At 54.0% G+C, this 25,571-nt stretch carries 19 protein-coding genes; 17 read left to right on the forward strand and 2 right to left on the reverse strand.

Annotation, left to right across the window (positions count from 1 at the left end):
- Positions 1-227 precede the first annotated feature (227 nt).
- Entirely contained in the window at positions 228-1,550 is a 1,323-nt protein-coding gene (locus MKX42_RS16590) for a hemolysin family protein (RefSeq protein ID WP_340753446.1), read from the reverse strand.
- Between the two features lie 115 nt (positions 1,551-1,665).
- Here MKX42_RS16590 and MKX42_RS16595 point away from each other — a divergent pair, with 115 nt between their 5' ends.
- The 17 genes from MKX42_RS16595 to MKX42_RS16675 all read left to right on the forward strand — a co-directional run bounded on the left by MKX42_RS16595 (position 1,666) and on the right by MKX42_RS16675 (position 24,987).
- Positions 1,666-2,433, forward strand: a complete 768-nt coding sequence (locus MKX42_RS16595; RefSeq protein WP_340753447.1) for a DUF1836 domain-containing protein — start codon at positions 1,666-1,668, stop codon at positions 2,431-2,433.
- 82 nt (positions 2,434-2,515) lie between these two features.
- Entirely contained in the window at positions 2,516-3,733 is a 1,218-nt protein-coding gene (locus tag MKX42_RS16600; RefSeq protein ID WP_340753448.1) for an MFS transporter, read from the forward strand.
- Between the two features lie 187 nt (positions 3,734-3,920).
- Positions 3,921-5,264, forward strand: coding sequence for an ABC transporter substrate-binding protein (locus tag MKX42_RS16605; RefSeq protein ID WP_340753449.1), 1,344 nt, complete (start codon positions 3,921-3,923; stop codon positions 5,262-5,264).
- 61 nt (positions 5,265-5,325) lie between these two features.
- Entirely contained in the window at positions 5,326-6,234 is a 909-nt protein-coding gene (locus MKX42_RS16610) for a carbohydrate ABC transporter permease (RefSeq protein ID WP_340757703.1), read from the forward strand.
- A gap of 3 nt (positions 6,235-6,237) precedes the next feature.
- A complete protein-coding gene (locus MKX42_RS16615) occupies positions 6,238-7,086 on the forward strand; it encodes a carbohydrate ABC transporter permease (RefSeq protein ID WP_340753450.1) in 849 nt (282 codons plus the stop codon).
- Between the two features lie 30 nt (positions 7,087-7,116).
- Positions 7,117-8,931, forward strand: a complete 1,815-nt coding sequence (locus tag MKX42_RS16620; RefSeq protein ID WP_340753451.1) for a sensor histidine kinase — start codon at positions 7,117-7,119, stop codon at positions 8,929-8,931.
- Complete coding sequence (locus tag MKX42_RS16625; protein ID WP_340753452.1) at positions 8,928-10,547, forward strand: response regulator; 1,620 nt, start codon at positions 8,928-8,930, stop codon at positions 10,545-10,547. The genes MKX42_RS16620 and MKX42_RS16625 overlap by 4 nt, the downstream gene beginning before the upstream one ends.
- A 722-nt stretch (positions 10,548-11,269) precedes the next feature.
- The gene (locus MKX42_RS16630; protein WP_340753453.1) at positions 11,270-13,042 is read left to right on the forward strand and encodes a TerB N-terminal domain-containing protein; all 1,773 of its coding nucleotides are present in this window, start codon (positions 11,270-11,272) and stop codon (positions 13,040-13,042) included.
- Positions 13,043-13,051: 9 nt separating this feature from the next.
- Positions 13,052-14,371: an ATP-binding protein gene (locus MKX42_RS16635; protein WP_340753454.1), complete on the forward strand. Its 1,320-nt coding sequence runs from the start codon at positions 13,052-13,054 to the stop codon at positions 14,369-14,371.
- Complete coding sequence (locus MKX42_RS16640) at positions 14,368-16,575, forward strand: DEAD/DEAH box helicase (protein ID WP_340753455.1); 2,208 nt, start codon at positions 14,368-14,370, stop codon at positions 16,573-16,575. Before MKX42_RS16635 ends, MKX42_RS16640 begins: the two co-directional genes overlap by 4 nt.
- Positions 16,576-17,026: 451 nt before the next feature.
- A complete protein-coding gene (yidC, locus tag MKX42_RS16645; protein WP_340753456.1) occupies positions 17,027-17,842 on the forward strand; it encodes a membrane protein insertase YidC in 816 nt (271 codons plus the stop codon).
- A gap of 279 nt (positions 17,843-18,121) precedes the next feature.
- Positions 18,122-18,562, forward strand: coding sequence for a GNAT family N-acetyltransferase (locus MKX42_RS16650; protein WP_340753457.1), 441 nt, complete (start codon positions 18,122-18,124; stop codon positions 18,560-18,562).
- A 112-nt stretch (positions 18,563-18,674) separates the two neighbouring features.
- On the forward strand, positions 18,675-20,051 hold the full coding sequence (locus MKX42_RS16655; RefSeq protein ID WP_340753458.1) for an extracellular solute-binding protein: 1,377 nt from the start codon (positions 18,675-18,677) through the stop codon (positions 20,049-20,051).
- Positions 20,052-20,175: 124 nt separating this feature from the next.
- Complete coding sequence (locus tag MKX42_RS16660; RefSeq protein ID WP_340753459.1) at positions 20,176-21,066, forward strand: carbohydrate ABC transporter permease; 891 nt, start codon at positions 20,176-20,178, stop codon at positions 21,064-21,066.
- An 18-nt stretch (positions 21,067-21,084) separates the two neighbouring features.
- Positions 21,085-21,909 carry a carbohydrate ABC transporter permease gene (locus tag MKX42_RS16665; RefSeq protein ID WP_340753460.1) on the forward strand — a complete coding sequence of 275 codons (825 nt, stop codon included), beginning with the start codon at positions 21,085-21,087 and terminating at the stop codon, positions 21,907-21,909.
- A 91-nt stretch (positions 21,910-22,000) separates the two neighbouring features.
- Positions 22,001-23,788, forward strand: a complete 1,788-nt coding sequence (locus MKX42_RS16670) for a cache domain-containing sensor histidine kinase (protein ID WP_340753461.1) — start codon at positions 22,001-22,003, stop codon at positions 23,786-23,788.
- Positions 23,785-24,987, forward strand: coding sequence for a response regulator (locus MKX42_RS16675; RefSeq protein ID WP_340753462.1), 1,203 nt, complete (start codon positions 23,785-23,787; stop codon positions 24,985-24,987). Before MKX42_RS16670 ends, MKX42_RS16675 begins: the two co-directional genes overlap by 4 nt.
- On the opposite strand, the gene MKX42_RS16680 is transcribed toward MKX42_RS16675, so the two are convergent.
- Positions 24,965-25,561 carry a DUF2441 domain-containing protein gene (locus tag MKX42_RS16680; protein ID WP_340753463.1) on the reverse strand — a complete coding sequence of 199 codons (597 nt, stop codon included), beginning with the start codon at positions 25,559-25,561 and terminating at the stop codon, positions 24,965-24,967. The two genes, MKX42_RS16675 and MKX42_RS16680, sit on opposite strands and share 23 nt — an antisense overlap.
- Positions 25,562-25,571: the final 10 nt, after the last annotated feature.

Genomic DNA, 25,571 nt, shown 5'->3' on the forward strand with positions numbered 1-25,571 from the left:
TCCCCATCCGCCCACTTCAAGGGGCATCCGGTGAATTCAAGGGCAGGAGTACCCCTCATTTGCTTAATGTAATCGGTTTTCGAATACATTTGGCCTACGTGGCGCACCCGGTCTCTGTGCCTCCTTTATCCACAGCAGCAAGAAACTATAATTCCCTAAATAAGAACAAAGGCGCTCCCCGATAACTCACGGGAAGCGCCTTATTTATTGCAGCTTATCTATATGCCTTACTCGCTGCGTCCAGCAGAATCTTCAGAGACCGGAAGATCGATCAGGATCTCCACCTTGCGGATGCGGTGGCGGTTCATCTCGCGGACCGTCAGGGTGACATGCTCGTAGGTGAGGCTTTTGCCGACAGCCGGTTCTTCCATGTGGCTGTATAGCCATCCGCCGATTGTGGTGACTTCTTCATCATGGAAATCAAGTCCGGTAAGATCCTTGACCTCCAGCAAAGAGACATTGCCGTCGAACAGATAATGAGTGTCGCTCAGCTTCTCCACATTTCTGCGCTCATCCTCGTCGAACTCATCGCGGATCTCACCGACAATCTCTTCCAGAATGTCCTCAATCGTAATCAGGCCGGAGGTGCCGCCGTATTCATCCAGCAGCAGGGCGATATGCACGCGCTCCTTCTGCATACGGGTCAGCAGGGTCTTCACTGGCGTAACTTCGGATACTGTCACCAGAGGCAGGATCAGGCTTTTGAAATCGAAATCAGGATTGTTGTCGTATTGCAGGTAGAGCTGCTTGGTATTGATCATGCCGATGATATTGTCTTTGCTGCCGTCAGCTACAGGGAAGCGGGTATACTGCTCCTTGCGGATAATATTGAAATTCTCCTGCAGCGAATGATCGGTGAACAGGCAGACCATATCTGTCCGGGGAACCATAATTTCTTTGGCGAGCATCTCATCAAAGGTGAAAATCCGGTTAACATAACCATATTCCGCTTTGTTGATTTTGCCGCTCTCATAGCTCTCGGACAGGATCAGGCGGATCTCGTCTTCGCTGTGCGCGTCGCCGTGTTCACTGGCCGGCTTCATGCCGAACATACGGACGAGCAGGTTGGCGGAACCGTTCATGAACCAAATCAAAGGGTACAATAATCTGTAGAACCAAATAATCAGCGGTGCGGTAATCTGACCAATTTTCTCCGGAATATTAATAGCGGCGGTCTTCGGTGCAAGCTCTCCGACCACGACGTGGAGGAAGGTGGCGATAATGAAGGCCAAAGCAAATGCAATGGGCTTACTAACGTTGTGGCTCACACCAGCCAGATCAAACAGCGGAATGAGTAGCTGCTCAAAAGCAGGCTCTGCCAATGCCCCGATCCCGAGTGCAGTAATCGTGATACCGAGCTGGCAGGCGGACAAATATCCGTCCAGGTTAGCGGCTACCCGCTGTACTGCCAGTGCGTTCTTCTTGCCGTCCAGCACCATTTGGCTGACCTGGCTTCCCCGTAATCTCACTACTGCAAACTCCGTCGCTACAAAAAATGCGGTTAAAATAATCAAAATTGCCACGAGCGTCAAACTAAGTCCTATACCCATATAATCTTTACCATCCCTTTCGTCCCTAAAATAGGTTATACTCATATTATGAGTTCATATGAACCTATTGTACGAACTTTTCAGTGAAATATCAAATGGTGGAGGGTTGCCAGCTATGGAAGCTTTTACACTTAGCCGGATAGAGATGTCCGGACTATTACTGTCTCTAGGGCCAAACTCGGAGCGGAAGCCGCTCCATATTCTGCAGGAAGCCTGGACCAAGTTCCACCGTGACGAGGTGCGGGAGGGGACAAGCCTGCCCGCTTTTCTGTCTACGGATATCCCCCCGATTCTGCAAAAGCTGATCAAAGGCGGCGGCGTCAAAGGGCTGTCCCTGAGTGAAATTGCTTCGCTTGGCGGTCTGATTGAGTATTCCACTTTATCCGTCTCTGCTATGCAGAATTGGGTGAAGCGCGATTTCAAGGAATATCTCGGGTCCCCGCGTGAAGGGAAGAAGTACTCCATTAATCAGGCGGCTATTCTATTTATAATAGATGATTTGAAGGCTGCGCTTGATTTCGAGAGCATCAGGCAGCTCTTTCGTATGCTGTTCCTGGCGCCTGAACGCGATGACGATGATCTGGTGGAGCCGGCACAGCTGTATCACGGATATGCCGAGCTGTTCGAGGAGATTAAGACCCGTTCCCCGCTTCCGGCGCAAGGGCAGGCTCTAACCGGAAATCCCAAGGAATATCTGTGGAAATCGGACAGCGCCATCAAGTCGGCCATGGACGGAATGATGAAGCGGCTTAGTCACCTGAGCAGAGGGCAGCGGGATGCGGTGCAGAATATGCTGCTGATCGCTGCGATCTCGGTGCAGACCTGTTATTTTCAGGCGATGGCCCGGCAATATTTCAATGCGGTGTTATTCCTTGATTTTTGAATCATCCGCTTCTAGAATGTGTAAGTGATACTATTCAGGAATTATTGGATTAGCGGGAATCAGGGGAGAGGGGCTTTAAGTCATGTGGAATCAAATGTCGCTGCTGCAGAATCCGAAGCAGCGGAAGCTGCTCTTCAGTGCAGGTCTAAGCTGGATGTTCGACGCAATGGACGTAGGGATGATCTCGTTCGTCGTGGCTGCACTAGCCAAGGAATGGTCGCTGGGGCCGGAGAAAATCGGCTATTTAACCAGCATTAACTCGGTAGGGATGGCGGTCGGTGCAGCCGCAGCCGGAATTATGGCGGACCGCTTCGGCCGCAAATCGGTGCTGCTCTGGACGTTGCTGATCTTCTCGATTGCAAGCGGACTGTCGGCATTCGCCGCAGGTTATGCAGTATTGTGTGTGCTGCGCTTCATTGCCGGCTTCGGGCTGGGCGGAGAGCTGCCGGTGGCTTCGACACTGGTATCCGAGAGCATGCCGGTCAAGGAAAGAGGACGGGCTGTAGTGCTGCTGGAGAGCTTCTGGGCGCTCGGCTGGATTCTGTCGGCGCTGATTGCGTACTTCGTCATTCCGGATTACGGCTGGCGGGTCGCCTTCGCCATCGGGGCGGTACCGGCGCTATATGCGCTCTATCTGCGCAGGGCAATCGATGACTCACCGAAGTTCGCGGAGATCAAGAAAGCTCCTCCAGTGCCCTTGAAGAAGCGTGTAGCAGCAGTCTGGTCGGCAGAGTACCGCCGCTCGACCATCATGCTGTGGATTCTGTGGTTCACCGTGGTCTTCTCTTATTATGGCATGTTCCTGTGGCTGCCGACGGTAATGGTGCTGAAGGGCTTCAGTCTGGTCAAAAGCTTCGAGTATGTGCTAATCATGACACTCGCCCAGCTGCCGGGGTACTTCACCGCCGCTTATTTCATCGAGAAATACGGCCGTAAGTTCGTACTGGTCATCTACCTGCTGCTGACTGCCGTTAGTGCTGCCTGGTTCGGGAATTCAACGACCGAGGGCATGCTGATGGCTGCCGGAATCTGTCTGTCGTTCTTCAACCTGGGAGCCTGGGGCGGGATGTATGCTTATACGCCTGAGTTGTATCCGACTAAGATCCGTTCTACAGGAGCCGGACTCGCCACCTCCTTTGGACGGATTGGCGGCATTATTGCCCCCACGCTGGTCGGCCTGTTGGTCGGCAAGGCGGTCGGGATCGGCTCCATCTTCATGATCTTCTTCGTCACGATTGTAATCGGCGCTCTGGCGGTACTGTTCCTGGGGAAAGAAACGAAGGGACTGGAGCTAGAGTAGACTGCTTACGGAATAGATTCATACTTAACAGAACTAACCAGGACTAACAGGCCAGCCGGAAGATTCCGGCTGGCTTTTGTCTTACTTATTTGATATAACCCCTTACTTTTCTGGATTTACCCTATGCAGAGCGTTCCGTATAATCATTAATGTAACCGCTTACTTCACAAATTCGAGGAGGCAACAGATGACAATTAAGGGGACCAAAGGACTTGTACTGCTTCTAAGCTCCATATTGCTGATGACTACGGCTGCATGCTCATCCGGCGGATCGAATGCACCGGACGGCGCTAAGGCTTCTTCCAAGACTGAGGGTTCGGCACCTGCAATTGAGCTGCGAATGACCTGGTGGGGCTCGCAGACACGCCACGATCTGACTACCAATATGATCAAGCGCTTCGAGGAGAAGAATCCGGGCATTACGATTAAGCCGGAATATTCCGGCTGGGACGGCTATTTCGATAAGCTGTCTACCCAGGTGGCTGGCTCGAATGCTCCGGATATCATTCAGATGGACTATGCGTTCCTGTCCGATTATGCCAAGCGCGGCACCTTGCTTGACCTGACGCCTTATACCCAGGATGGAACGCTGCGGACGGAAGATCATGACAGCAGCATGCTCTCGGCAGGAAGCATTGACGGCAAATTGTACGCCGTTACGCTTGGAGTGAATGCTCCAGGTGTTGTCTATAATGCTTCCGTGCTTCAGGAGCTGGGAATTGCGGAGCCGCAGGAGTCATGGACGTGGAAGGATTTTGCGGAGATGGCGAATACGATTGCTAAGAAGAAGGGCAACGGCTACTATGGTACGCCGGATATTTCGGGCACGACGAACATCTTCGAGGTATTCGTGCGCCAGAACGGGAGCGGCCTGTTCGCCGGGAACAAGCTGGGTGTCTCCCAGGAGGTCATCGATGAATGGTTCAATTACTGGCAGGAGCTGAGGGACAGCGGCGGCGCTACAACGGCAGAAGTAACTGCCGCGATGACGAATGCGCTGGAGACCCGGCCGCTGTCCGTTGGCCAGTCTGCCCTTGATTTTGCCTGGTCCAACCAGCTGATTACCTATCAGAATGTGCTGAAGGATCAGAGCCAGAAGCTGAAGATGCAGGTGATTCCGCATATGGAAGGGGAGCAGAAGATCGGCGAATATCTGAAGCCCGGCCAGTTCATCTCCGGGAATGCCAAGACCAAGTATCCCAAGGAGGTGGCGAAGCTGATCGACTTCATGGTCAATGATCCGGAAGGGACCGCTATTCTGGGGGCTGAACGGGGAGTGCCGGTCAATTCTGCAGTGCGGGAGCAGCTGAAGCCGTCGCTTACTGCCGAGGAGCAGTTAATCTTTGATTTTATCGATGTAGTCTCCAAGCATTCCAGTGATATTGACCCGCCTTACCCGCAGGGCTTCTCGGAGATTGATAAGAACTTCAAGAGCGCCAGCGAGCAGATCTCCTTCGGTCAGGCCGGTATTACGCAGGTAAGCGAGCAGTTCATCTCCGGTTCTAACGCCATACTGGACAAGGCCAAATAATTACAGAGGAGCGAGAGAGCCATTGAGTGCAGATCTGATTACAGTAGATAGACCAGCAGGCATGAAGCGGCGTAAAACAAAGCTGCGCTACAATCAGAACGGGATTGCCCTCCTGTTCCTGTCGCCCTGGCTGCTGGGGCTGGTGTGCCTGACCTTGGGGCCGATGGCGGCCTCACTCTATTTTTCTTTTACAGATTACAGTATTCTGGAGAGCTCCAGATGGATCGGATTGGATAACTTCACCACCATGCTCACTGCAGATCCGTTATTTATCCAGTCGCTTAAAGTGACATTTATCTTCGTATTCGTGTCGGTGCCGCTGAAGCTGATGTTCGCCCTGGCGGTCGCCCTGCTCCTTAACAAAGGAATACGGGGCCTCGGCATCTACCGGACGGTCTATTACATCCCTACGCTGCTTGGAGGCAGTGTCGCTATTGCCATGCTGTGGCGCAAGATGCTCGGCGGCGATGGGCTGCTGAATCAGCTATTAGCCATGGCGGGGATACAGGCGCCTGACTGGGTATCGAATCCCAAATACTCGCTGTATTCGCTGATCCTGCTGTCCGTATGGCAATTCGGCTCGTCGATGATCATCTTCCTGTCCGGATTGAAGCAGGTACCGCCGGAATATTATGACGCCTCTTCGGTGGACGGTGCAGGCAAGGTGGGGCAATTCCTGCATATTACGCTGCCGGTGCTGTCTCCGGTTATCTTTTTCAATGTCATCATGCAGACGATCACTGCCTTCCAGTCGTTCACCCAAGCCTTCATTATCAGTAACGGCAGCGGGGGACCGGTGAATTCCACCCTGATGTATTCCCTGTACCTGTACAAGAAGGGTTTCTCCTTCTTCCAGATGGGCTATGCCTCGGCGATGGCCTGGGTACTGGTGCTGCTGATCGGGATATTCACACTCCTGCTCTTCGGCAGCAGCAAGCTATGGGTGCATTATGAAGATGGGGGGAAATAAGCTATGGATACAGGCAGCGCATCGAAAAGTGCCATTTGGCTCAAGCACTTCATCATCTGTCTGATCGCCTTTGTCATGCTGTACCCGGTGCTGTGGCTGGTAGGCAGCTCGTTCAAGCCGGCGAATATGATTTTCTCGGAAATCTGGTTCTGGCCCCGGCAGTGGAATTTCCATAATTATGTAAGCGGCTGGTTCGGGTTCCAGGGCAGCTCCTTCGCCCGGTTCCTGCAGAACTCGGCTCTGGTCTCTCTGGGGGCCGTGCTCGGTAATGTGATCACCTGCTCCATGGCGGCTTATGCGTTCGCGCGGCTGAATTTCCGGTTCAAGGCACTGGGCTTCGCGCTGATGCTGATGACGATTATGCTGCCGCTGCATGTGACTCTTATCCCGCGTTACATCCTCTTTAACAGCCTGGGCTGGGTGAACACCTTCGCGCCGCTGGTTCTGCCCAAGTGGATGGCGACGGACGGCTTCTTCATCTTCCTGACGGTACAGTTCATCCGCGGCTTGCCGAAGGAGCTGGACGAAGCGGCAACGATTGACGGCTGCGGGCCGGTTCAAATCTTCAGTAGGATTATTATCCCGCTGGCGCTGCCTGCGCTGATCACCACGATGATTTTCACCTTCATGTGGACCTGGGATGATTTCTTCAGCCAGCTCATCTTCCTTAGCGATATCGGGAAATACACTGTGCCGCTCGGGCTAAGGCTGTTCCTGGACTCCAGCTCGCAGTCGGATTGGGGCCCGATGTTCGCCATGTCGGTGCTGTCGCTGGTGCCGTGCTTCATTCTCTTTATCACGCTGCAAAAGTATTTCGTGGAAGGAATTGCGACATCCGGCCTGAAAGGATAGAATCTTGGGAAAAGCATAGGGATGGGGCAGATGCAAAAAAGAATGCTCGGCACCTGGCTGCTGCGGATCAGGCGGAGCAAGCTCTCCACACTGATGGCGGCCAGTATTATTACGTTCAATCTGATCTTTCTCGGATTCATTGTCCTGCTGGCGTACCGGACCTTCTCGGATGTAACCTTCAGCGAGATCAGCACGACCCGGCTTGCCCTGCTGAATGAGAGCACGAAGCGCGGCTTCGACTTCATGACCAATGTGTCGGGCACCGCCTACTCCATTGCAGCGAACAAGAACGTTATTGAGGGGCTGGAGACTACGCCTGCCTCCAAGTATCAGATGATCTCCAGAAGGCGCGAGATTACGGAGATTCTCCAGCATTCGCTGGTGCTGAACGAAGGGGTCAGCTCGATTGAGATTTACAGTGATTTGTTCAGCGGGGTGCCGCAAAGCTCCACAGACCTTGTCTTTCCGGTCTCTTCGATTAAGAACGAGAGCTGGTATCCCCAGCTGAAGCAGGCGGATTCGCTCTGGGTTCCCCTGGAGGGCAGCGGCGGCGAAGAAGAGCCTTATCTGATCGGCCATATTCAGCATCTGTTCGGAAATGAGGGCAAAACGATCGGCTACCTCTATATCCGGCTGTCCGCAGACGATATCCTGAAGCAGTTCAAGGATATTCCTGCTGTGCTGGACGGCCAGATCCATCTGGTGGATACAAGCGGCAATCTCCTGCTGCTGGTGAACAAGGAGAATGGCTCTGCCGGTAAGGCTGTGCTGGAAGCAGACTGGCTCTACCAGCATACGTATGAGGGCAATGAAGGCTATGAGCTGCTGAACAAGGACGGGCAGTCCTATCTCGTCCTGTTTTCCAGACCGAGCACTATCTCCTGGCGGCTGGTTCAGGTCATTCCGACCCGTGAGCTGCTGCAGGAGGTTCGGAAGGCGGACAGGCAGGTGATCGGGATCGGCCTGCTCTGTCTGCTCCTGTCAGCGCTGCTGGCGTATTTCTTCATCCGCAATATGATCCGTCCGGTGCGCAGGCTGATTCAGGAGATGCGGAAGCTGGAGCGCGGAGATTTCCGGGCCAGTATGAGTGAGTCGCTGACGGAGGAGTACACGCAGATGTCTTACGGCTTCAACCACATGGTGAACCGGCTGCAGGAGCTGGTGCAGAGCGAGCGGGAAGCAAGCGCCGCGAAGCGGGAGGCTCAGGCAGGGCTGCTGGAGGCCCAGATCAAGCCGCATTTCCTGTACAACACACTGGATATGATTCACTGGAAGGCGATGGATTACGACGCCCAGGATATCAGCTACATGATCACCCAGCTTGGAAAAATGCTGCGCATCGGCCTGAGCGGCGGCAGAATGCTCATTCGTCTGCGGGATGAGCTGGAGCATGCGCGGTGTTATGTGAGCATCCAGCAGGAACGGCTGCCGATTGCCATCGAGTATACGGAGGCGATTGCGGACCCGGCGGTACGGAGTTATTTCATTCCGAAGGTTATTCTCCAGCCGCTGATTGAGAATTCAATTATTCATGGCAGCCGGGAGCCTGGCTCCGGCCCTTTGCAGATTCACCTGGAGGTGCGTGAGATTAAGACGCCGGGAAGCCAGCCTTACTTGCAAATCACGCTGCTGGATAACGGCCGGAGCTTGGCGGAAGGCTGGTCGATGGAGCAGGTGAGCGGCATCGGCACCCGCAATGTGATGAGCCGGATTCAGCTCTACTGCGGAGAACCGTACGGACTATACTTGGCCAACCGGCCGGAGAGAGGGGTTGCGGCTATGATTACGCTGCCAGTCATTGAGACAGAGGAGCAGTTGGAGCGGTTGCTGCGCGATCAGATATGAGCCGCTCTATCCTGCTGGTGGATGACGACCCGCATATTCTGAAAGCCCTTACGAAACATGTGGGCTGGGAGAAGCTGGGTCTGACCCTGGCTGGAACAGCGGTCAACGGCCATGAAGCATTGGAGCTGTTCCGCAGGCTCTCTCCCGATCTGGTAATGACCGATGTCTATATGCCGGGCATGGGCGGGCTGGAGCTTACAGAGGCGCTAAGGGAGCTGGCACCGGAGCTGCCGGTTATTATCCTGAGCGGCTACGAGGAATTCGAGAATGCCCGGCAGGCGATGCGCTGGGGCGTCAGCCATTTCCTGCTGAAGCCGGCCCGGGTAGACGAGATCGAAGCTGTGCTCCGCGCTGTTCTGCTGGATCTGGATGCCGGAGAGCAGAAGAAGCGGCTGGAGGAGCGTTATCAGCAGGAAATCGGCCGCACGCTTCCTTTTCTGCGGGAACGCCTGCTTATGGAGCTGCTAACCACGCGCTACAGTGCGGAGGAATGCTCCGAGGAGCGGCTCGGATATCTGCAGATTACCCGCCCGCAGCGGCTGGCTGCTGCCAGCATCCAGCTTAACCGGCCTTCGCCGCTGCATAAGCTGAAGGAGCGCGAATGGCAGCTGCTTCGCTTCGGAGCGGGTAATATCTGCCGGGAGACACTCCAGCACAAGCTTGCCGGACATCCCTCTGTACAGGGGCATGTGCTGGACTACTCTGACGATCTGCTGGTGGTGCTGCTCTTGGACCGTGAGGCGGGAGAGCCGATCCCCGTTCTGAAGGAAGTGGTTCAGGAGACGATGGATAAGATCCGGAATTACATTCAGCTTCAGGCCTATGCCGGCATCGGTTCGGTCAAGCCTGCTATCCATGAACTGATGGATTCGTACTTGGAGAGCCGTGAGGCGCTTGCTTCTGCGGAATTTCAGGAGACCAGTCCCATCTACGCCTATGAGCCGTGCGGAAGCACCAACCCGTGGACACTGGAAGACTATTCCCGGTTGCTCCAAGAGTGGAATGAGGTACTGCTGTGCCGGGATTCCTCAAAAGTATGGGAGACCTGGGAGATCATCTTCGGCAGGCTCCGGCAGGAAGACCAGAATAACATTCAGGATATACAGACAGTGTGTGTCGGTCTATTCACTACGCTGATGTACTATTGGAATGCCTGCTGCCCAGGCCGTACTCCCCCTATGAGCATGTCCGAATTCCTGCAGGCGGTGACGGGCTACTATACCTGGAGAAGCTTGACGGAGTGGATGGGCCAGATGATCCCGGCCTTTCTGACAGCAGCTTTTACCGAGATGAACGTCAAGAAGAACCGGCTCGTGGAGAGCGTCAAAAGCTATGTGGAAGCCCACTATACCCAGGAGATCAGCTTCATGGGCCTCGCGCAGGAGCTGCATGTGCACCCGAAATATCTAAGCCAGCTGTTCAAACGGATCAGCGGTGAGAATTTCGTCAGCTACCTGAACCAGTACCGGGTGGACCGGGCCATTGAATTTCTGCAATCCGGCCAGCATATGGTGTATGAGATCAGTGAGATGGTCGGCTTCAACAACCCTGCCTATTTCAGTCAGGTGTTCAAGATGATTACCGGGCGCAGCCCTAGTGATTATTTGAAGGGGTGACTCTCTCCGATCTCCGCTATTGCAGCCCGCAGGGTGAGTATAGTATATTCTTATGGAGACACAAACGAACGTTCTCATTGCCCGGCAGGTTACATCAAGTTGCGGTGCGGTGACAGACGCTCTCATCCAAGATCTTGAGGAGTCAGTCTCTCAAGGTCTTTTTATTGATTTATGGCGGTACGGTGGAGGGCGGGCGTATTCCTGCCTACTGTGCAACTGTGCGACTACATAGACAGGCACTTCGGATATTTAGCGGTTTTGGATATTTTAGCGGTGATGCGGACTGAGAATCCGTTATTTCTTCAAAAAGCTAATTTATGAGGCCCGAGCGGACTGAGAAGCGCTTATTTGGGTTATTCCGCCCTGAAATGAGACGCTATCGTTCAATTAAGGGATTCTGAGTCCGCTTGACCGCATATTTGCCTGATTTGTTCAGCATAACGGAATCTCAGTCCGGCAGAGCAGGTGGGGAGTAGAAGAAGCAGGAAATGGCTAGAAGTAGTATTGAGTAGCAGCGAGTATTAGGGAGTAGTGTAAGTAACAGTGAGTAGTAGCGAGTAGAAGTGAGTCGCAGTGAGTAGTAGCGAGAAAGAAGCAGGAAGTAACAGTGAGTAGTAGCCGCATTAACCGTACCTGCACATGACTGGAACGGCTGCATTTGCTGCATAGGGTATATGATATAATATGAGAATTACGAAGACATACGGGTGGGGCGATGAAGCATGGCTAAAGACAGGCAGGGGCTGCATTTCTCGGAGCTGGTCTGGGAGAGTACGGAGCAGAATGTGGCGATTCCGCCGCGCGGTACTGTAGATGAAGGCAGCCGGAAGCCTAAGTCAGAGCCGGTTAAGAAAGCAACCTCCGGTTACGATACAGTCCAGCTCCAGCTCTGGGATATGGAAGAGAGTGTGGAGCCGGTAACCACTACAGAGAGTGAGTTCGTCCAGCGTGCACGTGAGCTTGCAGAGCATAAGGAGCCTGCGGCGCTGTTCGTCCCGTTCAAAAGCTATTGGCCCACCTACGGGCATATGACCGGCGCGCAGAGCCGATGGTATTTCTTCTGGCGGGATGAAGTCCGGCAGGGGAGATATCCGAAGACCGATCTCTCTTATATCTTCCTGCATATCTATGAGCTGATTAACGGAGTGGGCTGGGATGAGCCCCAGGAGGGCTGCCGTCAGCTCAGTCTGCTATGGGAGGCCTACCGCGATAGTTACAAACGCCTGGATCAATACCTTGGCGGGTGGATTGCGGATTTCTCTTTTGTTCATAAGCTAGATATTTCGCTCTCGGAGATTGTGGCCCGTTCGCGCGGGCTGGCCGGGGATCTGGCTGAGCTTGAACTGGTCCGCTGCCTGTCTAATGCCCCGGAGCAGCTTAGCATCGGGGTGCTGAGTGTGATGTCGGACTATGATATCAGCAAGTCGAAATTCTATACAGGCGAGGGTAAAATTGCTGCGGATCGTTATATTCCCCAGGTTGTAGCCCTAATTGATGCTTATGTCGCGCGGAAGCATGGCTCGAATCTGATCACGATGTTCCCGCCCGCCCCGCCTGTCGTCCGTGAGCGTTATTTGTTCCGCAGCGCGGTATACGATATCTCCCTATATGGCTATTCTGTTCTTGTGCCTGTTATCCGGGTCAGCAAGTCCCCACCGCTGCGCAGCCTGATTACCCGCCTGTTCCGGCTGACCGAGAATAAGCTGCGGGCGCTGATGGGCTACCGGGGAAGACTGAAGGATGTCCGGGTCGATGCCGATATGGATGATCTGATCACCCGGTTCCTGGAGCGTGAATTCCGTAAGGCAGAGCAGGAAGAGAAGGGACCGGCAGTGGTCATTGACCAGCAGAAGCTGGAGCAGCTGGCAAGCGACTCCGAGGTGGTGCGTTCCTTGCTTACGGTGGAGGACACCGGGGAACCGGGTCAGGAAGATGACGCGGAATGGATAATTGAGTCTGAAGGAACACTTGGAGGAGCCGGATTGGCTGGTATCGGAAGTGATGCGGAATCACATGGAAGAGCCGGATCTGCGGGCGAGGAAAATGATGCGAATGCGGCTGGGAGAGTTCAGTCAATTAATGTGAAAAACGCTGGAGAAAGTGATTCCGATAACTTTGTAAAAGCTGAAGGTCAAGAGGGCCGGATGTCTGGTGGTGAGCGGATAGAGATGCACAGGGAAGACCCTCTGGCAGATCCCCCTTCTCACGGGCGGGAACTTACCGCTTCCCTGCCGTCAGCCTCTGATAACGAAGCGGACCGCTGGACATTGTTGGCTTCAGAGCTGACTCCGCTGCAACGGGAGGCCGTGCTGGCGCTGGCAGAGGAGGACGGTTCTGCGAAGGTGCAGTCGCTGGCTGCGGGAGCAGGAACGATGGCAGAATTGCTGTACGATGAGATTAATGAGCTGGCAATGGACAATCTGGGAGACCTCATCATTGACGGGGAAGAGCTGACCGAAGAATGTCTATCCATGCTGGACTATATAAAGAGGTGAAATTCGTAAATGAACCCACTCAAAATACCGAAGCGGATGACCACCGCGCTCGTCAACTCATTGACAGCGGGAGTTGTGCCGCGGATCGGGCTTGAACATATCGCCGTCGGCCGCCGGCCGGAGGTGGAGGCGATTCTCCGCGATATGGAGAACATCGCTGATGGCGGAGCCGCCTTCAAGCTGATTACAGGCAAGTTCGGCAGCGGCAAAAGCTTCCTGCTCCAGATCATCCGCAACTATGCGATGGACCGCGACTTCGTGGTTGCCGATGCGGATCTGTCGCCGGAGCGGCGGCTGGTCGGCACGAAGGGCCAGGGGCTCGCCACCTACCGCGAGCTGATGAGCCATCTCTCGACCCGGACCCGCCCGGATGGAGGGGCGCTGGAGATTATGCTGCAGAAGTGGATCATGACTCTGCAGCAGGCCGTGATGCAGGAGAAGGGCTACGGCCCCGATGCGCCGGAGCTGGGCGATGAGGTTGAGCAGCGCATCTATTCGGTAGCCTCCGAGATGCGCGGGCTGGTGCATGGCTTCGACTTCGCCAAGGTGCTGGCCTCCTACTGGAACGGGCACAAGCTGGCTGATGACGGGCTGAAGCAGGATTCCCTGCGCTGGCTGCGTGGAGAGTTCCCGACCCGTACGGAAGCGCGGAAGGCGCTCGGCGTTGGTGTTATCATCGACGATGACAACTGGTATGACTACATGAAGCTGTGGGCGGAATTCACCGGGGCTATCGGCTATAAGGGGCTGCTGCTGTTCATCGATGAAGGGGTTAACCTCTACAAGATTACCAACAGCATCTCGCGGCAGAGCAATTACGAGAAACTGCTGACCATGTTCAATGATACGATGCAAGGCAAAGCAGAGCGTCTGGGCATTTTCGTTGGCGGTACACCGCAGTTCGTAGAGGACCACCGGCGCGGATTGTTCAGTTATGAGGCTTTGCGCTCCCGGCTGGTAGCCGGACGGTATGCAGGCAACGGGCTGAACAATTACACAGGGCCGATTATCACGCTTCACATGCTCTCCCACGAAGAGATTCTGATTCTGCTCCAGAAGCTGCGGGATATCCACGCGCTGCACTACGGATACGAAGCAAGACTGTCGCAGGAGCAGCTGGTGCATTTCATGGAAGAAGCGGTCAACCGGCTGGGAGCTGATGAACTGCTCACCGCACGCGAGGTGGTGCGTGACTTCATGGATCTGCTGCATACCCTGCACCAGCATCCGGAGCTTTCATTCGAGAAGCTGGTCGGAGAGCGCACTTCGCGGCCTGCCGAGACGGAGCAGAATGAGCTGGACGGCTTCCTGGCGGAGTTCGACCTATGAGTGATAACCCGTTCTACCGGCTGGCCCCGTTCATCAAGGAATTCATCTACAAGAACCGCTGGGATACGCTGCGCGAGGCGCAGGTCGATGCCTGCCGTGTACTATTTGACACGCCGCATCATCTGCTGATCGCTTCGGGGACGGCCTCAGGCAAGACCGAAGCGGCCTTCTTCCCGGCGCTAACGGAGCTGCACCAGCGTCCGTCTGCATCTGTAGGCATTCTGTATATCGCGCCGCTGAAGGCGCTGATTAACGACCAGTTCACGCGGCTGAACGATCTGCTGCGTGAAGGGAACATTCCGGTCTGGCACTGGCATGGCGATGTGCCGCAGGCGGACAAAACCAAGCTGATGCAGAACCCTTCGGGAGTGCTGCAGATTACCCCTGAATCGCTGGAGGGTCTGCTGATGAACCGCCCGAATGCGATTCCGGCCCTGTTCCATGATCTGCGCTTCATCGTCATCGATGAAGTTCATGCCTTCATGGGCGCGGACCGCGGCATTCAGGTGCTGAGCCAGCTGGCGCGGATCTCGCGGATGGCGGGCTGTCATCCGCGGCGGGTCGGCCTGTCTGCGACGCTGAGTGACTACGCCTCCGTCACGGAGTGGCTGGCGGCGGGCACGCGCGAGAGCGTGGAGGTCAGTGCGCCGCAGGGCGGGCGCAAGCTGCGGCTGAGTGTGGAGCATTTCTCGTTCCCCGATGCGCGGAATGAGGAGGAGGCCGAGCACCTGGAGCGGGCGCGACAGGCGTATTACGGGTTCATCTACGATCACACGCATGTCAAGAAAGCGTTGATCTTCACGAACAGCCGCACCGATGCCGAAGAGGCCATCCTGGAGATGCGGCGCATTGCCGCCAAGCGCGGCGAGCGGGATGTCTTCCATGTGCATCATGGAAGCATCTCCGCTATGCTGCGCGAGGAGACCGAAGCCACGCTCCGTGAGGGCGCGGGGCCGGCTGTGGCTGCAGCGACGCTGACGCTGGAGCTGGGGATTGATCTGGGCGAGCTGGAGCGGGTACTCCAGCTCGGCGCGCCTTATAGCTGCGCGAGCTTCGTGCAGCGGCTGGGCCGCTCGGGCAGGCGCGGGGACGCCGCCTCCGAGATGATCTTCGTCACGCCCGAGGAGGAGGACGAGGAGGCGCAGCTCCCGGCGCGCATGCCGTGGACGCTGTTGCGGGCCATTGCTGTAATCGAGCTGTACGTGCGCGAGAAATGGGTAGAGCCGCTGGTCGTGCGCCAGCTGCCGGTCGGTCTCCTGTATCATCAGACGATGAGCATTCTGAAGAGCATGGGCGAAGCAGAGCCGGAGGACCTGAAAGAGGCTGTGCTGAGCCTGCCGTCCTTTCGCAGCATCGATCCCGCTGATTATGATGACTTCATGGAGTACATGCTGGGCATGGGCCATATCGAGCAGATGGAGGAGGGCAGCCTGCTGATCGGGATGGCGGGTGAGAAGATCGTCAACAATTTCCGCTTCTATGCGGTATTCAAAGACGATGAAGAGCATGTTGTCTATAACGGGACGGAGGAGATCGGGTCCATTACCACCGTACCGCCTCCGGGCTACTGCTTCACACTGGCAGGCAAGCTGTGGAAGGTCGAGGAGGTGGACAACCGCCATAAGGCCGTCTATGTCAAAGGCTCACGCGGCAAAGTGGACACCTTATGGCTCGGTGCAGGCGGAGATGTCCATACCCGGATTATGACGAAGATCCGCGAAGTATTAGGATCTACCGCCCTGTACCCTTACCTTGCGCCAAGCGCGGCCGCCAGACTGGAACGGGCCCGGAGGCTCGCCAAGGAGAGCGGACTGCTGACACGTTCGGTTCTGCCAGCCGGGGGAGACTCCATGTTCATCCTTCCGTGGGCTGGCAGCCGCCAGTTCCGTACGCTGGAGCGCCTGCTCAAGAACAATCTGAAGGAACCTCTTGGCTTGCGTTCGGTCGTGCCGATGGAACCGTATTATATGGTAGTCGCCGGTAAAGTGGATGCAGAGAAGCTGGAGGATGAGATCATCGCCGAGACCGCTGCGGCTTCGGATGCACTTACGCTGCTGAAGCCGGATGAAGCCCCTTTCCTCGGCAAATATGATGAGTTCATCCCGCATGACCTGCTGCGCAAAGCCTTTTCGCTCGACGGCCTCGATGTGCCGGGTCTAGTCCATGTCATCAAACAGTGGCGGCAACCGCCAGAACAGGCATAGTATAATGGCCTTCTTTACATAAACGGGAAGAGGGCTTTTTCCTGTGCAAAATTTATGTAAGATCGTGGAACCACATCGTTACTCTGACGTATAGACGTTTAACCTTTAAATTATAAGAATTTACTTGTTCAAATTATTCCATCATGACGCATATAGGCGGAGGTGAACCGGACTGGAGCATTTCTATGACTTGATTCAATTGGCATTCTCCATCGCTCTGATTTATTCGTTAGTGTCGATTCCCTTTACCTACTTTTCTATACAGGAGATCCACTGGGGTCATGAACTGGCTGCACCCGGTTTAACTTGGTCGGTATCAGTCAGACTGACGCAGCCGAGCAGCATTCAGCGCTGGATCGCACGAACCGCCAGGCGAAGAGAAGCACCTGATGAGGATGACAATCGACCTTCCCCACATTGAGATCCATACATTCAATTAGGGAGGACAACAATGAACAAGATGAACCTGTATCCAAAATGGGCCAAGCCCATTCTCGTCCTAGCAATGGGACTTATTACGGCCATAGTGCTTAGCGGCTGCTCAGCAGCATCCCAGGCCAGCCCGATTCTTGCGGATTCACCGGGGTTATTCAACCACTTCTTTATTTATCCGTTCTCATATTTAATCCAATTCTTTGGGGATGCATTTCAAGGAAACTACGGCTTATCGATTGTGCTCATGACGCTCATCATCAGGCTTGCGATCCTGCCGCTGATGATGAACCAGACGAAGAAGCAAATGGTCATGAAAGCCAAGATGGCCGTCCTCCAGCCGGAGTTAACGGAACTGAAGGAGCGGTATAAGAACGATGTCAGTGCGGATGCTGCAAAACAGCAGCAGGCCGAACTAATGCAGCTCTACCAGAAGCATCAGTTCAACCCGTTAAGTATGGGATGCTTGCCGATGCTGCTCCAATGGCCGATCACCCTGGCATTTTATTACGCCATCCGCCGTACCCCGGAGATTGCCGCACACGATTTCCTGTGGTTCAACCTGGGGACCGCAGATATGATTCTGCCGCTTATTGCCGCTGCGGTTTATTACCTGCAGTTCCGCGTATCGCAATCCGCAGCTGTACAGAATCAGCAAAGCCCGGGTAACCCAATGGCTTGGATGGGATGGTTGTCGCCGGTTATGATGGGACTCTTCTCATTTCAGGTGCCCGCAGCTTTGCCGCTCTATTGGGTGGTTGGCGGGATATTCATTATCGTGCAGACAGTCATTCTGAATAAAATGTACGCGAAGCCGGACTTAGCAGGTAGTTGAATCTGGAAGCAGCCGATCTAGTGTGATCGGCTGCTTTTACTGAAGATGCACTTCAGAAATTAGCAAAAAGCAAACAGAAGCGGAGGGGGAATTTGGAACTGTAGGAGCGAATGCGTCCGCCTTTGTCACCGGATTTCTACCATGAACAGTGGGTTAAATCAAGAAATCTGGTGACAACAGCGGCCGGAAGTCCAAATGTTCACCGCAGTGACGACCAAGCTTCGAGTTTAATTCCTTAGTGTTTTTTTATAAAAATATAAATAAACGAGGTGACTCCAAGTGAATTCACTTATAACTGTAAGGCTCGCATCCGTAACAGATGCTGAAGCGCTATCACGACTCAATCAAGAATTCAACGGCGGCCTACCAAGACCCCCGGCCCACATTATTGAACATCTACATACTAACCGTAATGAATGTATTGCCGTAGCCGAGTTGAACGGTATCATCGTGGGTTTTGGCTGCGCCCAAAGCCTGTATTCCTTTTGCTATGAGGAGCCTTATGGAGAAATTACAGAACTCTATGTACAAGATGCCGACCGGAGAAAGGGAGCTGCCAGGGCTATCATTACTTGTCTGGAAGACGAGCTTAGAGCGCGCGGAGTGAAACAGGTCAAGGTATTGACGGGTAGAAGGAACGCTGCTGCCATTCGGACCTACGAAGATTGCCGCTATGTGAAAGACGATGAACAGTTATTAGAGAAAGAGCTGGCGGATTAAGCCCGCCTAAGCATACCTAGAAAAAACAAACCTCATTTCTGCAGTTCCCACCTTGTTGGAAGCGCTCCCCGTGATGATAATTAGCTTATCACGACAGAGGGGGCTTTAATGAATGGTCAACAGAAAAATGAAGCAAACCGCCACCGTCGCGTTCGCCGCGCTAATGGCAGTAAGCCTTGCCGCATGCGGGAACTCGAACAACAACGCCAATTCCAAGGCGAAGGACACCGCCGCACCGAACGCCGCCACAGGCAGCGGCAATGCCGCAGCTACAGATGCACCGAAGGACAAAGAGGTAACGCTTACCTTCCAGAACATCTACCCCGATCCCGCAACGCCCAATTACAAAATGATCCGTGAGCTGACCGACGCGTACATGAAAGAGCATCCCAATGTGAAAATTGAACTGGACACGCTGAACACGGACCAGCAGAAGGTGAAGCTGAAGACACAGGCTGCCTCCAAAGAAGTGCCGGACATCACCATCGTGAACCCGGCAGCCCAAATGAAACCATTCGTCGATGCAGGATTGTTCGCTCCGCTGAACGACATGCTCGATCAGAATGGCCTGAAGGACACGTACCAGAAGGGCCTCCTCGACTACTACAGCTTCGACAATAATGTGTATGCCATCCCCGACGGGAACAACATTGAAGTCGTCTACTACAATAAAGACCTGTTCGCCCAGGCTGGCATCGCTGCCCCTCCGACTACTTTCGAGGAGATGCTGAAGGATGTGAAGATCCTGAAGGATAAGGGCATCACACCACTGGCCATCGGCGAAAAGGATTCCTGGACCGGCTCGTTCCTGTTCATGAACATTCTGCTGCGCACTAACGGTGGCCCCGGCTTCCTGCAAGATGTGCTGGACGGCAAAAAGACCTTTGAAGATCCTGCGTTCGTCGAAGCAGTTGACGCCTTCCAGGCTCTGGTTCAAGCGGGTGCTTTCCCTGACGGTGCCACCTCTATTGATGCCAATGCGGGCGGGAATATTTTCAAAACAGGCAAAGCCGCCATGTGGTCTATCGGTTCTTGGGAGACTGGCGCGATTGACGCTTCCCCGGTAGCCGGTAAAGTAGGGGCCTTCCAGTTCCCGACTGTGAACGGCAAAGGCGATCCCAACGAATTCATGCTCGCCCCCGGCAGCGCCTTCGCCATATCCGCGAACAGCGAGCATCTGCAGGAGACCAAGGACTTCCTCAACTTCTTCGGCACCCAGTATCCCAAGAAACAATTTGAGCTGAAGAACGCTGTAGGGATCGGTCAAAAGGTAGACGGCGACCTCAAGGCTGCCGGGTATTCCGATCTGGCGGTGAACATTGCCGGACTGTTCAACCAAGTGAAGGGCGGCGACCTGGCGTTCGACAACACCATGAACCCTGCAACCGCACAGGTCCACCTCAGCAGCATTCAGAACCTGTTCGTCCAGAAGATGGATTCCAAGGCGGTAGCCAAAGAGCATCAGGCTGCTTTTGAAGCCAACAAATAATAAATAAACATCGCGGCACTCAGTAACCGCACAGTAGTACTACTCGATGCGAAGCAAGCTGATTCAGGCTACTTCGCATCGGTTTTATCATGCAAAGAATCTGTCTGATTAGGAGGCGGGAAAGATGAAAGTCCTTAAGGTGCCGGCATACACAATCGCCGTCTTCATTCTGCCATGTCTGCTGCTCTATGTGTGCCTGGTATTCGTTCCCATACTGGTCTCATTATACACGGGCTTATTGAAGTGGGACGGTCTAACGACCTCTCAGTTCGTCGGCTTCGGCAACTTCAAGAATATGTTCTGGCATGACCCGGTGTTCTGGCCCTCTGTAAGGAGAACGCTGCTGTATGCTGTGGCTTCCATGCTGGAAATCCCGCTCTGTCTGGGGATGGCGATCCTGCTTAACCGCTATCTGCGCAGAGCCAACACGCTGGTGTCGATCTACTTCACGCCGGTCATCTTATCAGTCGTTATTATTGGACAACTCTGGAAGACCATCTATAACCCTACTTCGATGGGGGGCATGCTGAATGGTGTGCTGGTGTCCCTGGGGCTGGAGAGCTGGACGCATAACTGGCTGACCGAGCCTAATATCGCCATGTATTCTCTGTATCTGGTGTCCCTGTGGCAGTATTTCGGCTACCATCTGCTGATTCAATATACCGGGGTGCAGAACATTCCCGACGAGCTGTACGAAGCGGCCCGAATTGACGGAGCGGACGGCTTCAAGGCGGATCGTTATATTACGCTTCCACTGATCATTCCGATTTTCAAAATCTCGATTATCCTGGCGTTTATCGGGTCCCTGCAAGCCTTCGACCTGGTCATGGTTATGACTGGCGGTGGTCCGGCGCATGCAACAGATGTAATCTCCACCCATATGTATAACAGCTCATTCTTGTCCTTCAAGTATGGCTACGGCAGCGCGATTGCGACGTTCCTTGTGGTGGTCTGTCTGATTTTTACAGGTATCATTAATATGATCTTCAACCGGCTTGAGCGCAAATTCGAATAGGAAAGGAGTGCGCGGACCATGCGTATGCTTAAAAAAGGAATCGTGTATCTTCTTTTTGCCATTCCTGTCATTACCCAGCTCTACCCGCTGGTGTGGCTGCTGTTATACTCCCTGAAGACGAATGAGGAGATTCTGGACGGGAGCTTCTTTTCTTTTCCGCGAAAATTCCAGTGGCATAACTACTTCGAGGCTTACACCTCGGGCAGCTATCTGAAGTACTTGTCGAACAGCGTGTTCGTTACCGGCCTTACGATGATTTGTGTCATTCTGCTGGCTTCGATGGCAGCCTATGCAATCTCCCGGTTCCGGTGGAAATACGGCAATGTCGTGATGACCATTTTCCTGATGGGGATGATGATTCCGATGCAGGCCACGCTGCTGCCGCTGATGATTATTTTCAAAAACATGCATATCCTCAACACCCACTGGTCGCTGATTCTGCCGTATATCGCGTTCTCAACTCCCATCGCCGTGTTCATATTGAGCGGCTTCATGAGAGCTATTCCACATGAGATCGAAGAATCGGCGTTCATCGACGGGGCGAGCGTATACCGGATTTTCCGCAGCATTATCCTGCCGGTGTCGATTCCGCCTGTCATGACCGTATGTATCTTAACCTTCATCAACATCTGGAACGAGTACATCCTGGCCGCCACGTTCATCTCGTCAGAGAAGCTCAAAACCCTTCCATTCGGGGTCTACACCTTCGTGAGCCAATATTCGGTCAATTATGGAAATATCGGGGCCTTCCTGGTGATGGGCGCGCTGCCGGTGATTCTGATCTACTTCTTCCTGTCTAATCAGATTACCAAAGGGATGGTGGCAGGAGCGGTTAAGGGATAAGGTACATTGTGCCGAATTCCCTCATTGCATAAAAATGGAATAGTTTTATAATAAGAAACGGCAGAACTGGGTGCGTAAAGGGGAGAGTCTTATGAAGATCGGCTTTCATTCCATTCATCATCGGTTGTTCTTGCTGTTTCTTTTTTGCATGTCCAGTATTCTGCTTATTGTCAGCCTGCTGTACTATAACCGGACTACAGATCAATTGCATGAGAAGATCGGTGATTTGTCGCAAAAAAACGTTGCCCAGAGCGCAGGCTTATTCACGCTTCTCTATAAAGGGTATGACGCTTTGTCCAAGTCGCTCAGCAATAACTTCGAGATGATCCGCTTAATTAATGAGAAGACGGACGGGCCGGCGGTGGCCTATATCAATGAGCAGACGGTGACGAATATCATCGGCTCGATTTTTTATTCGCGGGACGATCTGGTGGGCATCCATGTGATCACGGACCGCGGCAAGATCTATAACTATGGCAACTATATGAATGTGGTCGATCCGAATTATAGGCAGGAGGACTGGTACCGGCAATTGCAGGCTTCCTCGGGGAAAATGGTCTGGCTCGGGGTGTACCCGCACTCCCTGATCGACCAGGTGGAGGACAGTCCGGTCTTCGCCTTCGGGCGGCAGCTCTATGACCTGAATGAGCATAAGCCGATAGGTATCGTGCTATATGAGACGGACCCGCAGCCGGTGCTGGATGCGCTGGAGAATCTGAAGCTGGGTACGCACAGTCAGGTCTACCTGATGTCCCCGGATGGACGGTTTGTCACCTCGGCCACAGATCCGCAGCCGGACGCTGCCCGTCTGCCTAAGCTCCCCGCTTCGGAGCATGTGATGGTTCAGCAGGAGCGAGGGCAACTGGTTGTGGCGTCCAAGCTGTCTTTCTCAGGCTGGTGGGTGATGAGTATTACTCCGGACAAGGATCTGAATGTGGAACTGGTGGAGATGAAGCGTTATCTCTTGATCGTGATCTCGGCGCTGATCCTGGTCTCCACGCTGATTGCGTCGATCGTATCGCAGACCATCTCTTCGCCGCTGAAGAAGCTGATCCGCGAGATGCGGCAGGTGGAGGTGGGGAATTTCGGCGGCATGGTCAAGGTCTCTTCGTATCAGGAGATTAACATTCTGGTCGCTTCTTTCAACCGGATGGTCCGGCGGATTGAGGAGCTGATTGAGCGGGTCAAGCTATCCTCGGTCAGCGAAAAGAATGCGGAGCTGCATGCCCTGCAGTCCCAGGTGAACCCGCATTTTCTCTACAATACGCTGGATATGATCTACTGGATGCTGGACGAGGAGGGCAATGAACAGCTTGGGGAGCTGGTGCTCTCCTTATCCTCAATGTTCCGTTACAGCAGCCAGTGGGAAGACGGGGCCGAGGTAAGCCTAAGCGAGGAGCTGGAGCAGATCGGGCATTACCTGAAGATTATCTCGATCCGGCTGGAGGGCCGTCTCGTAATCGTGACCGATATCGATGAACGCTGGCTGAACATCAGGGTCCCGAAGATGACAGTGCAGCCGGTCATTGAGAATGCGGTCAAGCATGGACTGGAGCCGCTCTCGCGTCAGGGGATTCTCAAGGTCTACACCCGGCAAGAGGACGACCATCTTGAGCTGATTGTGGAGGATAACGGGGACGGAATGAACGGGGAACAGCTTGCAAGGCTACAGGAATCGCTGAATGTGGAGGGTCCCGATAGTTCGGGCTCCAGTAGCAGAGAAGGCGGCAAAAGCGGGATCGGACTCCAGAACCTGCACCGCCGCCTGCGGTTCATGTTCGGAGAGGGTTATGGTCTGCAGATTCAGAGCTTCCCCGGTGAGGGGACGCAGGTGGCTATCGTGCTGCCTATTCCAGTGGAGGGAGAGCTGCTGAAGTGAATATTCTTATAGCCGATGATGAACGGGCCATCCGTGAAGGCATCAAGCGTACGATTAAGCAGATTAGTGCAGAGCATCAGGTGTTCGTGGCCGGCCGGGCGGAGGAAGCGGTGAAGATTCTGGAGGAGCAGCATATCCATATCGTGCTGACCGATATTCTGATGCCGGGCATGAACGGGCTGGAATTCATGAAAATCTCGAAGCGCCGGTATCCGTACGTGAAATGGATTGTCATCTCTGCCCACAGCGAATTCTCCTATGCCCAGGAAGCAGTCCGCCTGGGTGCGCGCGACTATCTGCTGAAGCCGATCGGCAAGCATAAGCTGACCGAGCTGATCGACAGCCTGACGACTGAAATCCAGCAGGATAACCACATCTCGCGGCAAGGCGAGCGGCTGAAGACCAGTCTGCGGTTCCTGCGCGAGGGGGTTTTTCAGCGGCTGGCCTCCGGGCTGGATATCGGGAATCTGGATATCGACGCCTTCATTGAAGATTATCATTCCTTCTATCTGGTCATGATTCAGCTGGAGCCGGGGGATCAGAGCGCCCGGCTGGAGCATTTCATTGTCGAGAATGTTCTCTCCGAGCTGATCGAGCGGTATGGGCGGGGCTTCGTGGTCAGCTATGACCGCCAGCACCTGCTGGGCCTGATCTCACCGGGCGAGAGTGTGCGGATAGAGCAGTTCCAGGACGAGGTGAAGACGCATCTGACGCATTATTTGAAAATCCCTTTTCAGATCATCCATTCCGGGCTGAGCTGTGACTTCCATACGGTGCCGCAGATCGTGAAGCGGATGCGGGAGGCTTCGGCCTTTCAGGGACCGCCGCTTGAGCCAATGAAGGGGAGCGGAGAGAAGGCGATTGAAGTGGCGCTGCAATATATTAAGGAGCATTTCTATGAAGAGCTGTCGCTGGAGAGAATTGCTTCGGTGGTGTTCCTGAATCCTGCGTATTTCAGCCAGCTGTTCAAGCAGAAGACAGGGCAAGGGTACAAGGAATACGTCACCTCGCTGCGGCTGGAGCAGGCGAAGCTATTACTACTGAACCCGGGGCTGAAGCTGGCCGATATCGCGGAGCGGGTAGGATACCAGGACATGCGCCATTTTACCCAAATGTTCCGCAAGAAATACCAGCTCACCCCCACCGAATACCGCCAAGCGGAGAGCATAAGCATTCTTAGGAGCAAGGGTACTCTGTAATGATGTCTACGACTTCGATTCTTCCGTTAATCAACAGCTCTGGAAGCGCGTTATTGAGATTACCTTTCCAGTATTCTCTGGCTTGTTCGATTTTACGGGAGAATGGAGTCGCGTCTTCCTTGGGCAATAGACCGCCGTCACCTTCAAAAATAGCTCCAGTGACCTTAAGTTTCACGATCTGCAGCACTTTCCGGTGATACGAATCGAATATGCTTTTCCACATCAGGGCGTCTTCATAGCTCTTCGCTGCGTATAAGCAAGACAAACGTGAAGGATACTCAGGATGTTCCTGTAGCCTTACCATTTCAACGATCACCTCCCGAACCGCTCGGATGGTCTGCTCCGCATACTTAACCGTAACATCTGCATCCTCTTTATCCAATTTCAAACCGTCATCAGTATAATTACCGTGCAGGATTTGAATAACGTCTTCCCCTTTGGAATTCAACTGTTCTTGCTCAAAAAAGAAGCGATACAAGGTGTTTTTCTGCTGGTTGTCAAAATGAATGATTTGATTCAGGGCCATCTTCTTCCGGGTTACAATGTGGTAAACGTATCTTTCGCTTGCTTGCATTGTCTACCTC

This window comes from Paenibacillus sp. FSL R7-0204 (assembly GCF_038002225.1).
Lineage (GTDB): Bacteria > Bacillota > Bacilli > Paenibacillales > Paenibacillaceae > Paenibacillus_AQ.